Genomic DNA, 14,475 nt, shown 5'->3' with positions numbered 1-14,475 from the left:
CTCCCTCCGGCTCCCCTGGGGGCCGATGGCGCGCATGGCCGGGCGGCGGACCCTGTTCGCCGCCCCCGTCCTGCTCGCCGTGACCTTCGGGGTCTTCGCCATCGCCGCGATGTCCCCCTTCGACCCCGTCAAGGCGTACGCGGGCACCGCGGGCCTCACCGCCTCACAGGACCGGCTCGACCAGCTGCGGGCCAACCTCGGCGTGGACCGGCCGCTCGCCGCCCGCTGGTGGGACTGGCTCGGCTCGGCCCTCACCGGTGACCTCGGCACCTCCTCCGTGATGCGCCAGCCCGTCGCCGACGTCATCGCCGAACGGGTCGGCTGGTCGGCGCTGCTCGCCGGCTGCGCCTTCGCGTTCGCCGTACTGGCCGGCACGGCGCTCGGGGTGCTCGCCGCGCGCCGCCAGGGCGGCCCGCTCGACCGGTGCGCCTCCTCGTTCGCCTACACCCTGGAGGCCGCCCCGCCCTTCTGGCTGGGGCTGCTGGCCATCTGGTTCTTCTCCGTACGGATGGGGGCGCTGCCCTCCGGCGGCCTCACGGACGCGGGCAGCGACACGGTCGCCTTCGGGCAGGTCGCCTCGCACCTGGTGCTCCCCGCGCTGGTGCTGGGCCTGTCCCAACTCCCCTGGTTCTTCCTCTACGTCCGCCAGGGCGTGGCCGACGCGCTGGAAGAGGACCCCGTACGCGGCGCCCGCGCGCGGGGGCTCACGGAGCGGACCGTCCTGCTCGGGCACGCACTGCGCTCCGGCATGCTGCCGGTGCTGACGCTCATCGGCTCCCGGGTGCCGGAGCTGATCACCGGCGCACTGCTGGTGGAGACCGTCTTCAGCTGGCCCGGCATCGCGGCCGCCACCGTCCAGGCCGCCACCTCCGTGGACTTCCCGCTGCTGGCCGCGCTCACGGTGCTGGCCACCGCCGCCGTGCTCGCCGGAAACCTGCTGTCGGACCTGCTCTACGGGCTCGCCGACCCGAGGGTGGGCTTCGATGGCTGAGGTGATCTGGCGCTCGCACGGTCGGGCCCGGCGCTCGACGCGCACCCTGCGCGTACGCGCCTCGGCGGCGATCGTGGCGCTGATCGTGCTGGCGGTGCTGCTGGTGCCGCCGCTGGTACCACTGGACCAGCAGGCGGTCGACTTGTCGGCAAAGCTCCAGCCGCCGTCCTGGGCCCACCCGTTCGGGACGGACGACGTCGGGCGCGACCTGCTGCTGCGCTGCGTGTACGGGATGCGGGTCTCCCTGCTGGTCGGCCTGGTCGCGGCGCTCGCGGCCACGGTCATCGGCACCGCGGTCGGCGCCGCCGCGGGGGCACTGGGCGGCTGGACGGACCGGGTGGCCATGCGGGCCGTGGACGCGCTCTCCTCGATCCCGCACCTGCTGCTGGGAATCTTCATCGTGGCCATGTTCCGCCCGGGCGTCTGGCCCGTGGTCGTCTCCGTGGCCGTGACCCACTGGCTGTCCACCGCCCGCATCGTCAGGGCGGACGTGCTGTCCCTGCGCGGCCGGCCCTTCGTGGACGCCGCCGTGTCCGGCGGCGCCTCGCGCCGGCGGGTGGCCGTACGGCACCTGCTGCCCGGGGTCCTCCCGCAGGCGGGCCTCGCCGCGGTGCTCATGGTCCCGCACGCGATGTGGCACGAGTCGGCCCTGTCCTTCCTCGGACTGGGCCTGCCGTCCCACCAGGCCAGCCTCGGCAGCCTGGTGCAGACCGGGCGCGGCTCGCTGCTCGCCGGGGACTGGTGGCCCACGCTCTTCCCCGGCCTCCTCCTGATCGTCCCGACCCTGGCGATCGCGGGCCTCGCCGGCGCCTGGCGCGACCGCCTGAACCCCCGCCGCCGCTCGGAGCTGACCCTGTGACCACCCCGCCCGTGCTCCGCGTCGAGCAGCTCTCCGTCCGGTTCCGCATGCCCGGGCGCCGGTACGTCGAGGCCGTCACCGACGCCCGCTTCGACCTCGCGCCCGGCGAGTGCCTCGCCCTCGTCGGCGAGAGCGGCTGCGGCAAGTCGGTGCTGGCCTCCGCCCTGCTCGGCCTGCTCCCCGGCAACGCCGAGACCGCCGGGTCCGCGCGCCTCGCCGACGGCCTCGATCTGCTCGCCGCCGACGAGCGGACCCTGGCCAGGACCGTACGGGGCCGCCGCATCGGCCTGGTCCCGCAGAGCCCGGCCGCGCACCTCACCCCCGTCCGCACCGTCCGGGCCCACCTGGAAGAGACCCTCCGCGCACGGTCCGCACCCCCGAAGGCCGCCCTGCGCGAGGCGGCCGAGGCAGCCGCCGAGCGGGCCGCCTTCCCCGCGAGCCACCTCGACCACCACCCGCACCAGCTGTCCGGCGGACTCGCCCAGCGGGCCGCCACCGCACTCGCCCTCATCGGCGACGCGCCGCTGCTCCTCGCCGACGAACCCACCACGGGCCTGGACCGCGACCTGGTCCACCGCACCGTCGACGAACTCCGCGCCCACACCCGCGACTCCGGGCGGGCCCTGCTGCTGATCACGCACGACCTCGCGGCGGCCGAGCGGATCGCCGACACCGTCGCCGTCATGTACGCCGGACGGATCGTGGAACTGGCCCCCGCCAAGGGCTTCTTCGGCCGGCCCGGTCCCCGCCACCCCTACGCCCGGGGCCTGCTCGACGCCCTCCCCGAGCGCGCCTTCACACCCCTACCCGGCGCCCCGCCCGAGCTCGGCGCGCTGCCGTCCGGCTGCGCCTTCGCCGCCCGCTGCCCCACCCCCTCGGCCCTGGCGGCCCAGGGCGGATCCCCGGCCGACCGGGTCTGCCGTGAACAGCGGCCGCCGCTCGTCGAAGGAGTGGCCTGCCACCATGCTTGAACTCAAGGACATCACCGCGGGCTACGACCGCCACGCCCCCGTCGTCCGCGGGGCGCACCTGAGCCTGCGCCCCGGCGAGTCCCTCGGCCTGCTGGGGCCCAGCGGCTGCGGAAAGTCCACCCTCGCCCGGGTCGCCGCCCTCCTGCACCGTCCCGACCGCGGGACCGTGGTCCTCGACGGCCGTACCGTGACGGGCTTTCGCCACCGCGCCCCCCGCTCCCTGCGCGTCAGCGTGGGCGTCGTCTTCCAGCAGCCCCGGCTCTCCGCCGACCCCCGCCTGCGGCTGAGCGAGCTCGTCGCCGAACCCCTCCGGGCCACCGGCCGCCGCAGGGAAGCGGACGCGCGGGTCGCCGAGTGGGCGCGGCGTGTCGGCCTCGGCCCCGATCTGCTCACCCGCCGCCCCCACGAGGTCAGCGACGGCCAGCTGCAACGCGCTTGCCTGGCCAGGGCCCTGGTGCTCCGGCCGCGCTGGCTGGTCTGCGATGAAATGACCGCGATGCTGGACGCCTCCACCACGGCCGCGCTGGTCAGAGTGGTCGAGGAGTACCGCGCCGAGACCGGGGCGGGCCTCCTCGCCGTCGGCCACGATCCGGTGCTCCTGGAGCGCTGGTGCGACCGCACGGCCCACTGGAACGAGATCGTCAAGGACTGACCGGCCATCACGGACGGTCAACACCCGTACGGCGGACACGTCTTTGACCCGACAGCGCCTCCGGCTGCGCCACCATGGCGGCGAGTAAGGAGGTTTCGATGGTGATTTCCCTCTCCGTGGTCGTCCTGCTCCTCATCCTCGCCTGGATCTTCCTGCGCAGCGGCGGCCTCAAGTTCTCCCACGCCCTCGTCTGCGTGCTGCTCGGCTTCTACCTCGCGAGCAGCAGCATGGCCGCGACCCTCCACGACGGCCTGACGGCCACCGCGAACGTGGTCTCCAGCCTCAAGCCCTAGGAATCGATCGACTGTTGCGCGTACATGAATCATCCGGCCCTTCCATGGACTCTTCGGGCACCGCGACCTAGCGTCTTGCGGCGGCGCGACATCAGACGCGATGTCAACAGCACGGAGAGACACGGAGGAAGTCCGGATGTTCCGAAGAGCGCTGAACTGCGCCGTGGCGCCGGTCGTCGCCGCACTCACGGTGCTGTACGGCGTACCACCCGCCCAGGCCGACGACATACCCAAGGCCCCCGGCCACCGCCTGGTCAGCCACTACGACGGCGCCGCCGCGGCCCCCGCACCACTGCCCGGCCAGGCGCCGCCGCAGCACCCCTTCCTCGCGCCCAACGGCCGCAGCGGCATGCACTCCGACGCGGCCGGGAGCGCCACCTCGCCCTGGTCCGGGCCGCTCGGCGAGAACCCGGAGGTGACCAGCGAGAAGATCGCCGCCCTCGGCGGCGAATGCGCCACGGCCACCTTCGACGCGGGCGGCCGGCTCGTCACGGTGTGCGGCACCTTCTCCGGGTTCAAGGTCAAGCTCCTGGAGTCCCGTACGCTCGCCACGCTCGCGGAGTACCGGCTCCCGCAGCGTTCCTCGACGGTCGAGGCGATCACCTCCCTCGACTTCTCGAAGATCTTCAAGGACACCTCGGGCGGCGCCTACTTCTACCTGGACCACCAGGACCGGGCCGTACTCGCCGACTCCCGCCAGCACGTCCTGCGCCTCGCCCACTCCCGGAAACCCGACGGAAGCTGGCAGTTCACCGTCGACGACGACTGGGACCTCACCGGCCACGTGCCGCACGACTGCGTCACCTGGACCCACCTGAGGCCCAGCGGCACCTGTGACCCCGTCACCTCGGTGATGCCCGACTGGGACGGCCGCATCTGGTGGGTCACCCGTCAGGGCCGCGTCGGGACCGTGGACCCGGCCACCTCGGAGATCCGTTCCGTCCGGCTGGACGGCGAGGAGATCCAGAACTCCTTCTCCGTCGCCGAGGACGGCGTCTCCATCGTCTCCGACCACGCCCTCTACAGCTTCCGCGCCGCCGCCGACGGCACCCCCGAGGTGCAGTGGCGACAGACCTACGACCGCGGCACCGGAGCCAAACCCGGGTCCGTGAACCAGGGTTCGGGCACCACACCGGACCTCTTCGGCGACGGCTACGTCGCCATCACCGACAACGCGGACGACCGGATGAACGTCCTGGTCTACCGGCGGGGCGCCGACGTCCCTGCCGACCGCCGGCTGGTCTGCACGGTACCGGTGTTCGGATCCGGCGCCTCGACGACCGACAACTCCCTGATCACCTGGGGCAACAGCATCGTCGTCGAGAACAACTACGGCTACGAGAACCTCACCACGCTCCTGCTGGGCAAGTCCGTCGTCGGCGGCGCCGCCCGCATCGACGTGCGCAGCGACGGCAGCGGCTGCGACACGGTGTGGGAGAGCCCGGTCCGCGCACCCTCCGTCGTCCCCAAGCTCTCCACCGCGAACGGGCTCCTCTACTTCTACGAGAAGGAGCCCCACCCCTGGGGCATCGACGCCTGGTACCTCACCGCGGTGGACTTCCGCACCGGTGAGCGCCGCTGGCGGCAGCTGACCGGCACCGGCCCGCTGTACGACAACAACTGGGCCCCGATCACCCTCGGTCCCGACGGGACCGCGTACGTCGGCGTCTTCAACGGCATCGTCGCGGTCCGCGACCGCGGCTGACCCCCCCGGCGGAGCCGGCCGGCCCGCCCCGCGCGACGACCGGCGCTCCCGCCGTCCCGGTCACAGCCAGGGGAGCCGGTCGGCGGCGTACCGGTAGGCGCGGAAGACGGAGTTCTGGGCCCCGGCCGAGGATTCGAGGCCCACGCCCGCGCCGAACGACCGGAACTGCGGCACGACGAACTCCCAGACCACGTCCCCGTCGCGGGTCACCTCGAAGAGCCGGCCGAAGGACCCCTCGGCGATGAAGGTGTTCCCGTTCGGCAGCCGCTGGGCGCTGGACATGTAAGGGCTGAAGAAGTTCTGCGGGGGATTGTCCTGGTACGACCACACCTCCCGGCCCGTGCGCGGATCGATCTCCAGCACCCGCGAGTACGGCACGGAGGTGGTGTCGCGGTACGTCCCGTTGTCGAAGACCAGGATCGTGCCGTCGGACAGTTCGTGCGGATGGTGCTGCTGGGCGAGCACGTCGGGCCCGATGCGCCAGCGCACGGAGCCGTCGGCCCGGTCGACGGCCACGGTGGTCGAGGCGCTGCGGAAACCCACCACGATCGAGCCGTCGGCCAGTTCGTTGACGGTGTTGGCCATCGGCCAGTGCTCGCGGGCGAAGTGCGGGTTGAGCGGGAACTCCTCCGGGTCGAGGTGCTCGATGGCGGCCCACCGCCACACCGCTTCCCCCTCCCAGGTCAGCTCGTACACCACGTCCCCGTAGATCACCCCGCCCGGGGCTTCGGAGCCGGGGATGCCGCCCCGGATGCGGGCCGCGTCGGCCGGGGCCAGCGGCTCGACCACGGTGACGACGAGGTTGCCGTTGCGCAGGACCGAGGCGTCGTGGTGGTGGAAGGGGTGCCGGGCCTCGCGCAGGACCGTGGAGTCCGGGGCCAGTTCCTGGAAGATCCCGCCGTGGTAGACGTCCCAGATGGGGAAGAGGGTCGGGCCGCTGGTGTCCTTGGCCGCGTAGAAGAGGTTCCCGTTGGGCAGGAGCTGCGCCTGGCGGCCCGGCGGATGCGGGGAGTTCCAGGTGTGCGCCGGCCGGCCCTCGATGTCGACGAGGTGGATCTCGCCGGCGCTCGTGATCGGCGTGTAGAGGGTGAATCCGCCGTAGCTGCGGGCGGGGTCGTGGGCGATCAGGCCCACGCCGCGGCGGCGCAGGGTGTTCTGGTCGACGGTCATGAGGACTACCTCCTGGGGTCGGGATGTGGTTCAGCGGACGGTGACGGCGGACGGGTCGACAGCCGTCAGGGGCGCGGTATGCACGTGCCGCAGCAGCGCGCCGCGGTCGGCGGAGCCGGGCAGGCTCTGGGCGGCCTTCGCCCAGGCGGCCTCCTGCTCCAACTGGTCCAGCAGGCCGGGCGAGAGGCTCGCGCCGTAGCCGTACCGGGGCTGGAAGGCGTCCACGTATCCGGCCTGGAGCGCGCCCTTGGACTGGGCGAGTACGGCCCTCCGTGCGGCGGCCGGGTCGGCGGCGCTCTCGCGCTGCGCCTTCAGCAGCGCCCGGAGCACGGCCGTGGTGACCTCCTCGGTCGCCCCGGGGCCGGCCACGAGCAGGGTCCGGGCCGTGTAGCCGGTGAAGGGGAGCTCCGCGTACCGCTCGCCGAGTGCGGTGCGGGCGGAGTCGTAGAAGCCGGGGAAGGTGACCCCGGCGTCGACGTCCCCGCGGGCCAGGGCCGGCGGGACCTGGTTCGGGGCGAGGTTGACCACGGTCACGTCCGCGGCGGTCAGCTGCGCCGATGCCAGCATCCGCGCCAGGGCGTACTCCGCGTTCGTGCCCTGCGGGACGCCGACCTTGCGGCCCTTCAGCCCGGCGAATCCGGTGATCCGCCGGTCGGTCCGGGTGACCAGGCGCCAGTCGTCGAACCGGGACAGGTCGGCGACGATCCGCAGGTCCCGGCCGCCCAGCACGGCCGTCACCGCGGGCAGCACACCCACGACGCCGAACTGGGCCTGGCCGCCGAGCACGGCGTTGAGGGCGTCCCGGCCGGTGGGCTGCGTGGTGACGGTGGCCTCGATGCCCTCGGCGGCCCACAGCGCACGCTCGTCGGCCACGTGGACCGGGGCACCGCCGAGGTGGTCGCTCGCCGCGAGGGTGACGGCCGGGCGCCCGTCGCCCGCCCCGGCCGGGGAGCCGGTGCAGGCCGTGGTGAGCGCGGAGAGCAGGACGGCGGCGGCCATCAGTACGGCGGTGGCCGCGCGGGATCCGGGCATCGCGGAGGGTCCTTTCGGGGAAGAGGGGAAAGAGGGGGATGGCGGATGGGGGATGGGGGGGAGGGGAGTTCACCCGGAGCCGAGGAGACCGGCGATCAGGGACCGCAGCTCCGGGTCGGGCCGCCCGGCGGGCACCGGGTGGTCGGCCCGTATCCGCCCGGGAGACCCGCCGAGGACGACGACCCGTTCGGCGAGGGCCAGGGCCTCGTCGATGTCGTGCGTGACGAACAGGACGGTGGTGCCGCGGCGCTGCCACAACTCCCGCAGCAAGCTCTGCATCCGGGTCCGCGTCAGCGCGTCCAGGGCCCCGAACGGCTCGTCCATCAGCAGCACGTCCGGCTCGGCGGCCAGCGCCCGGGCCAGTGCCACGCGCTGCTGCATCCCGCCCGACAGCTGGGCCGGGTACTTCCCCGCGCCCTCCGACAGCCCCACCTCGGCCAGCGCGGCGAGGGCGCGGCGGCGGCGTTCGGAACGCGGCAGGCCGAGCCGCTTCAGGGCGAACTCCACGTTGCCGCGCGCCGTGCGCCACGGGAACAGGGCGTAGTGCTGGAAGACGACCCCCCGCTCGGGGCCGGGTCCGCGCACCGGCTCGGATCCCGCCGTCACCCGCCCAGCGGTGGGCCGCACGAACCCGGCCACCGTGTTCAGCACCGTGGACTTCCCGCACCCGCTCGGCCCCAGGAGGGCCGTGAACGACCCCGCCGGGAGGTCCAGGTCGGTGCGCTCGAGCACCGCCGTGCCCCCGTACCCGACGGTCAGCCCCTCCAGTCGGACCCGCCGGCTCATGACGTGCCCCAGTGGACGAACCGGCGGCCTATCGCGGCCAGGACGAGGTCGACGGCCACGCCGAGCAGCCCGAGCACGAGCAGCCCCGCGAACATCCGGTCCACGCGCAGGAACTGGCCGTCCACCTGGAGCCGATAGGCCAACCCACTGTCCGCCCCGCCCAGTTCCGCGGCCACCAGGGCGAGCAGCGCCACCGAGGCGCCGTAGCGCAGTGCCGCGAGCAGGGCGGGTGCGGCGGAGGGCAGCAGCACCTCGGTGAACCGCCGGTGCAGCGGTGCCCCGAGCGACCGGGCCGCGCGCAGGTGGGACACCGGCACCCGGGAGACCCCGTCGTGGACGTAGAGCCAGACGGCGAGCAGGACCGCGTACGCGATGAGCAGGCGCTTGGCGGTTTCGCCGATGCCGAACCAGGCGGTCGCCAGCGGCACCAGCGCGATGGCGGGTATCGGGCGCAGGAAGGAGATCACCGGCGTCACGGCGGCGGAGAGCGCGGGCAGGCAGCCGGTGGCGAAGCCGAGCGCGCCTCCGATGACCGCGCCCAGGGCGAAGCCCTGTCCCGCCCGCGCCAGGCTCGCTCCCAGGTCGGCGGCCAGCGTGCCCTCGCGGACGCTGTCCGCCAGGGCGGCCGCGGTCCGGGCGGGCGTGGGCAGCAGGCCGGGGGCCACCGCGCCGGATTGGGCGAGGAGGTACCACAGGGCGAGCACGGCGCCGGCCGCGCCCAGGGCCGGACCGAGCCGGCCGAGGGTCCGGCCGGGCGGGGAGGGGGTGGCGTGCACGGGGCGGCTCCTCGTTCGTCCTCGTCGATAAGTGAGGTCAATAATTGACCACGCTTATGAAGGGCGTGTTGCAGCCGTGCGAAGCCTGCCGGGGCCGTCCGGCCCGCCCTGCGCGATGAGGTACGTTCGCCAGCGTGTCTCGCCCCGAACCCACGCCCGAAGCGATCGAGGTAGGACGGGTGATCCGCGGCTGCCGCAAGCAGCGCGGGGTCTCCATGGCCGCGCTCGCCACCCGCTCCGGCCTCTCCCAGCCCTTCCTCAGCCAGCTCGAACGCGGACTCGCCACGCCCAGCCTCAGCTCGATCTACCGCATCGCCGAGGCCCTGGACGTGGCCCCGGGCACCTTCCTGAGGCCCCCCGAGCGCCCGGGGACGGTCAGCCACGAGAGCGACCCGCAGGTGATCCGCGTGGACGAGGCCGCGGGACAGGTGGCGCAGGTGCTCATCCCCGGCGGGCGCAGCGGGCTGATGGAGGCCTACGAGCACCACTTCGAGCCCGGCGGCGGCGAACGCGGCTGGTTCGAACACCCCGGGGAGGACTTCCTCTACGTCCTGGAGGGCGAGATCGTCCTCGAGGTCGAGGGCGAGGAACCGCTCGCCCTGCGGGCCGGCCAGAGCGCCCACCACCGAGGCGGCATCCCCCACCGCTGCCGCCTCGCCGGCCCGTCCGCAGCCCGCACCCTCCTGGTCGTCGCCGGCGGATCCTAAGGCTTGTCGGGGGCGCAGGTGGGCACGCCGTCCAGCCACGCGGGTCCCTGGATGTAGATGCCCGCGCCCAGGTAGATCGCGATGTGGTGCAGGTCCTGCGAGGTGCCCCAGACCAGCAGGTCACCGGGGAGCAGCGGGCCGAGTCCCTGGGCGGCGGTGAAGCGGCCGGCGGCGCGGTGCGTGGAGAACTGGGCGCTCGCCACCCCGTTGAGGATGTCCGACCCGGCCGCCTCGGCGTAGGCGTGGCGGACCAGGCCCGAGCAGTCGAAGCCGAGTCGCTCGGGGTCGTGCTCGCTGGCCGGGTCGGTGGGGTCGACCTGCCCGTAGGTGGGGCCGGGCCGGGGGCCGTGGCCGCCGCCCCAGGTGTACCAGACGTCCGCGGCGACCTGCGCGCAGGCCGCGGCGACGGCCCGCTCGGCGGTCGCGGAAGCCCCCGGCGCCCGTACGGAACACTGCCCGTCGGCGGCGGCCGCCGGGGGAGCCCACAGGAGGAAGAGGAGCAACCCGACGACCGTGCCCAGGAGAGGGGATCGGCGAAGCATGCGAGGACCTCGATTCGCAGAGCCGTAGGTGAGAGCAGCCTGGGGCAGCGGCACCGCCCGGGGGAGGCCCCCGCAGCGCCCCGTCCGGACGGGCAACGGGAAACCCCCGGGAAACCCCCGCGGACGGGCGCACTTTCAGGGCCGCGGGCACGCCGGGCCGGGGGAGAGCCGGCAGATCTCCGCCAGCCGGGCCCCGACGTCCACGCTCCACAGCCGTACGGTGCCGTCGGTGCTGCTGCTCGCCACCGTCCGCCCGTCGGGGGAGAAGGAGACCCCCCACACCGCGCTGGTGTGACCGGACAGCGCGGCCACCGGACGCCGGCCGGCCACCTCCCACAGCCGCACCGTGCGGTCGTTGCCGCTGCTGGCGAGGGTCCGCCCGTCGGGGGAGAAGGCGATGCCCCGCGCGGAGCCGGTGTGGCCGGTGAGGGCCGCCTCGAAGCGGCGGCGGCGGGCGTCCCAGAGCCGTACGGTCCCGTCGTTGCCGCTGCTGGCGAGGGTCCGGCCGTCCGGGCTGAACGCCACGCCCCGTACCGCCCCCGTATGGCCGGTGAGCGCGGCCAGTTGCCGCCGCTCGGAGACGTCCCACAGCCGTACGGTCAGATCGTCGCCCGCGCTCGCCAGGGTGCGTCCGTCGGGGCTGAACACCACGTCGTTGGCGAAGTCCGTGTGGCCGGCGAGCACGGCGAGCCTGCGCCGCGCGGCCACGTCCCACAGCCGTACCGTGCCGTCCGAGCCGGCCGCGGCCAGGGTCCGGCCGTCCGGTGCGAAGGCCACGGAGAACACGGTGCCGCCCTGGCCGTCGAGGGTGGCGGCCGGCCCGCGCGACGCGACGTCCCACAACCGGATCGTGCCGTCGGAGCCCGCCGAGGCCAGCGTCCGCCCGTCGGGGGCGAACGCCACCGAGAAGACGGTCTCGGTGTGCCCCGAGAACGTGGCCGCCACCCGGCGCTCCGCCACGTCCCACAGCCGCACGGCGTGATCCGCTTCGGCGGTGGCCAGCAGCCTCCCGTCCGGGCTGTACGCGGCGTGCCAGACCTCGGTGAAGGGACGCGAGGTCAGCACCGGGCCGCGCAGGTCCCACAGCACCACCGACTGGTCGAACCCGGCGGTGGCCAGCACCGTCCCGGCCGGGTCCACCGCCACCCCGAGCACGTAGTCGGTGTGTCCGGCGAGCGTCGCCGTCAGCCGCGCGGCGCGCACGTCCCACAGCCGGGTCGTCCCGTCGCCGCCCGCGCTGACGACCGTCGTCCCGTCCGGCGTGTACGCCACGCCGTTGACGTCGTCGCTGTGTCCCGTCAGCGTCGCGGTGCTCCGGCGTCCGGCCACGTCCCACAGCCGTACGGTCCGGTCGACGCCCCCGGTGGCCACGCTCTGCCCGTCCGGGGCGAACGCCGCCCCCAGCACCTCGTCCGTGTGCCCGGCGAGGACCGCCAGCGGGCGGGCGGCCACCGGATCCCACAGCCGTACGGTCCGGTCGGCGCCGGCCGACACGAGCGTGCGGCCGTCCGCCGCGTACGCCAGGGCGTTGACCCTGCCGGCATGGCCCTCCAGGGAGGCCACCGCCCGGTTCTCCCCGGCCGTCTCCCATAGCCGGACGGTCCCGTCGGGGGACGCGACGGCCAGGGTCCGCCCGTCGGGTGCGAAGGCCACGGCCCGGGCGCCGGTGGTGTCCGGCGCCAGGACCGCCGCCGTACGGCGGCCGGTGACGTCCCACAGCAGCGCGGGCCCGTCCGTGGAGGCGGCCGCCAGGGTGCGGCCGTCGGGGCTGAAGGCGACGGCCCGGACCCGCCCGGGCAGCGTGAACGACGCCGTCGTGCGGTGGTCGGACACCCGCCGCAGGGTCACCGTGCCGTCCGAACCGGCCGTCGCCAGCTCGCCGTTCCCCGGGGCGAAGGCCACCGCGTTCACGGCGCCGCCGTGCCCGCCGAGCCGGGCGATGAACGGCTGGGACTGGGTGCTCAGCACCGCCCCGCGCGCCTCGGTCGTGGCCGAGGCCCGGTAGGCGTCCGCGGCGAGCCGCATCGACCTCTCGGGCTGGCCCGCCGCCAGCGAGGCGGACTGCAGGGCCAGCGCCCGCGAACGGGCCACGCGCTCCTGGCCGAGCGCGCCCGCGCGCTGCTCGTACGCCAGCCCGCCCGCGCCCACGGCCAGCACCAGCAGGACGACGAGGAGGGCCAGCATCCGCTGCCGCAGCCGTACCTGGCGCCGGGCCTGCCGTTCCCGGGCGTCCTCCGCGGCCTGGCTGGCCCGCAGGAAGTCCTCTTCGCGGGGGCCGAGCCTGCTCCTGCCGTCGAGCTCGTCGGCCCACGACCGGGCGTTCTCCAGCCGGGTCCCGCGGTAGAGGGCCGACGGATCGCAGTCCTCGCGCTCCCACTCGGCGGCGGCGTGCGCCAGCTGCTGGTGGATCAGCAGACCGGCCCGGTCCGCGTGGATCCAGCCGCGCAGCCGCGGCCAGGCGTGCAGCAGGGCCTCGTGGGTGATCTCGACGGTGTCGCGGTCCACGGTGACCAGCCGGGCCCGGACGAAGGTGTCGAGCGCGGCCGCGGCCCGGTCCGGGCCGGGCAGCTGCTCCATCAGCGCGGTCCGCTCCATCCGGCGGCGCGTCGCCCCCGCGCCGTCGGCGACGTGCACCAGCCGGACCAGGAGGCGGCGGACCGTCCGCTGCTCGGCCGGGTACAGGCGGGCGAACACGGTCTCGGCGGTCCGCGCGATCGCACCCTGGATGCCGCCGGTCCGCTCGTACCCGGCGACCGTCAGGGTGGATCCGGTGCGCTGCTGCCAGGTGGCCATCAGGGCGTGGGACACCAGCGGCAGCACACCGGAGGGCGTGTGGCCGGGACTGTCCTCGCGCAGACCGGCGTCGCGCAGCAGCAGGGGTACCAGGCCCGGCTCGAGCGCGACTCCGGCGAGCTCCGCCGGGCGCGTGATCGACTCCCGGAGCTCCGCCAGGGACATCGGCGGCAGGACGAAGAGCCCCGAGGAGAAGGCCGGGGCCAGCTCCGGCAGGTCCAGACAGCTGCCGGTGAAGTCGGCCCGTACGCCGAGCACCACGACGGCGGGGTCGGGCCCGTCCGCCGCGAGCCGGGACGTGGACACGGCCGACAGCACCCGGGCGAAGGTGCGCCGCTCGTGCTCGTCGGCGCAGAGGGTGAACAGCTCCTCGAACTGATCGACGATCAGCACCGGCCGGACCGGCGGGGGCTTCCGGCCGGGCTCCCGGCCCCCGTCCCCACCCCGGTCCCGGTACCGGTCCGGGTCCGGCTCCCGGCCCGGGTCGGTGTCCGACAGCCGGCGAAAGGCTTCCAGGAGAGCCAGGGGCCGTTCCCCCACCTCCCGCGCACCGAGCCCGAGATCGCTGCCCAGCACCTTCGCGGCGCAGTCCAGCAGCTCCTCGAGCGGACGGGCCGTGGGAGTCATCCGCACCACCGGCCAGCCCTCCGCGCCCCGCATCGGGAAGCCGCCGCGCCGGAGCGCGGGGACGAGGCCGGCGTTCAGCAGGGAGGACTTGCCCGCGCCCGAAGGGGCGACCAGCATCAGCGGCCCGTTCCCGATGCGCTCGAAGACCCGCTCGACCAGCTCGGCCGTGGCCCGTTCCCGGCCGAAGTACCAGCCCGCGTCCCGCGCCGTGAAGGCCGGCAGGCCGCGGTACGGGCACTCGCCGGTCTCCGGCCCCGCCGCGCCGGCCCCCGGACCGGCCGGTTCCGTCTCCGCGGCCATCCGCAGCAGCTCGCCGCCCGCCCCCAGTACGTCGTCGCAGCGCCGGGCGACGTCCACGGTCACGCGCTTCGCGCCCGTCTCGATCTTGCTGAGGTAGCCCTTGCTGTAGTGCGTGCGCCGGGCCAGGTCGGCCAGCGACATGCCCCGTTGCAACCGCAGACGTCTCAGCTGCGCGGGGAACGGCAGGGCGCCGGTGTGGTCGGAGTCGTGCGGGCGGCCCGCGTTCGGCCGGTGGTCCGGATCCCCCAAAGCGTCCCCCATGGCATGCGCG

Annotated in this window: 13 protein-coding genes; 7 read left to right on the top strand and 6 right to left on the bottom strand. The window is 74.8% G+C overall.

The genetic code is table 11. The features are described 5' to 3' along the window. Positions 1 to 25 precede the first annotated feature (25 nt). From ACZ6I1_RS21585 to ACZ6I1_RS21560, 6 genes are all read left to right on the top strand, one after another. Complete coding sequence (locus tag ACZ6I1_RS21585) at positions 26 to 991, top strand: ABC transporter permease (protein ID WP_469289664.1); 966 nt, start codon at positions 26 to 28, stop codon at positions 989 to 991. Then, a complete protein-coding gene (locus ACZ6I1_RS21580; protein WP_469289488.1) occupies positions 984 to 1,850 on the top strand; it encodes an ABC transporter permease in 867 nt (288 codons plus the stop codon). Before ACZ6I1_RS21585 ends, ACZ6I1_RS21580 begins: the two co-directional genes overlap by 8 nt. A 47-nt stretch (positions 1,851 to 1,897) precedes the next feature. Beyond that, on the top strand, positions 1,898 to 2,821 hold the full coding sequence (locus tag ACZ6I1_RS21575) for an ABC transporter ATP-binding protein (RefSeq protein WP_469289663.1): 924 nt from the start codon (positions 1,898 to 1,900) through the stop codon (positions 2,819 to 2,821). Beyond that, complete coding sequence (locus tag ACZ6I1_RS21570; protein WP_469289486.1) at positions 2,814 to 3,473, top strand: ABC transporter ATP-binding protein; 660 nt, start codon at positions 2,814 to 2,816, stop codon at positions 3,471 to 3,473. Before ACZ6I1_RS21575 ends, ACZ6I1_RS21570 begins: the two co-directional genes overlap by 8 nt. Before the next feature lie 98 nt (positions 3,474 to 3,571). Beyond that, positions 3,572 to 3,766 carry a hypothetical protein gene (locus tag ACZ6I1_RS21565; RefSeq protein ID WP_469289484.1) on the top strand — a complete coding sequence of 65 codons (195 nt, stop codon included), beginning with the start codon at positions 3,572 to 3,574 and terminating at the stop codon, positions 3,764 to 3,766. 136 nt (positions 3,767 to 3,902) lie between these two features. After that, positions 3,903 to 5,471, top strand: coding sequence for a hypothetical protein (locus ACZ6I1_RS21560; RefSeq protein WP_469289482.1), 1,569 nt, complete (start codon positions 3,903 to 3,905; stop codon positions 5,469 to 5,471). Between the two features lie 60 nt (positions 5,472 to 5,531). Here the strand turns inward: ACZ6I1_RS21560 and ACZ6I1_RS21555 are convergent, their stop codons facing one another. From ACZ6I1_RS21555 to ACZ6I1_RS21540, 4 genes are all read right to left on the bottom strand, one after another. After that, positions 5,532 to 6,641, bottom strand: coding sequence for an aryl-sulfate sulfotransferase (locus ACZ6I1_RS21555; RefSeq protein ID WP_469289479.1), 1,110 nt, complete (start codon positions 6,639 to 6,641; stop codon positions 5,532 to 5,534). A 30-nt stretch (positions 6,642 to 6,671) separates the two neighbouring features. Next, complete coding sequence (locus tag ACZ6I1_RS21550; protein WP_469289477.1) at positions 6,672 to 7,673, bottom strand: ABC transporter substrate-binding protein; 1,002 nt, start codon at positions 7,671 to 7,673, stop codon at positions 6,672 to 6,674. Between the two features lie 69 nt (positions 7,674 to 7,742). After that, entirely contained in the window at positions 7,743 to 8,459 is a 717-nt protein-coding gene (locus ACZ6I1_RS21545; RefSeq protein ID WP_469289475.1) for an ABC transporter ATP-binding protein, read from the bottom strand. Further along, positions 8,456 to 9,235: an ABC transporter permease gene (locus ACZ6I1_RS21540; RefSeq protein ID WP_469289472.1), complete on the bottom strand. Its 780-nt coding sequence runs from the start codon at positions 9,233 to 9,235 to the stop codon at positions 8,456 to 8,458. Before ACZ6I1_RS21540 ends, ACZ6I1_RS21545 begins: the two co-directional genes overlap by 4 nt. Before the next feature lie 134 nt (positions 9,236 to 9,369). On the opposite strand from ACZ6I1_RS21540, the gene ACZ6I1_RS21535 reads away from it, so the two are divergent. Beyond that, positions 9,370 to 9,942, top strand: coding sequence for a helix-turn-helix domain-containing protein (locus ACZ6I1_RS21535; protein ID WP_469289470.1), 573 nt, complete (start codon positions 9,370 to 9,372; stop codon positions 9,940 to 9,942). On the opposite strand, the gene ACZ6I1_RS21530 is transcribed toward ACZ6I1_RS21535, so the two are convergent. Next, positions 9,939 to 10,484: an NlpC/P60 family protein gene (locus ACZ6I1_RS21530; protein ID WP_469289468.1), complete on the bottom strand. Its 546-nt coding sequence runs from the start codon at positions 10,482 to 10,484 to the stop codon at positions 9,939 to 9,941. The genes ACZ6I1_RS21535 and ACZ6I1_RS21530 overlap by 4 nt on opposite strands. Before the next feature lie 135 nt (positions 10,485 to 10,619). Continuing rightward, positions 10,620 to 14,465, bottom strand: a complete 3,846-nt coding sequence (locus ACZ6I1_RS21525) for an nSTAND1 domain-containing NTPase (protein WP_469289465.1) — start codon at positions 14,463 to 14,465, stop codon at positions 10,620 to 10,622. Between the last annotated feature and the right edge of the window lie 10 nt (positions 14,466 to 14,475).

It is taken from the genome of Streptomyces sp. NPDC046303 (assembly GCF_055588085.1).
Note: the sequence above shows the minus strand (reverse complement) of the source record. Positions and strands in the feature narration are given on the sequence as shown.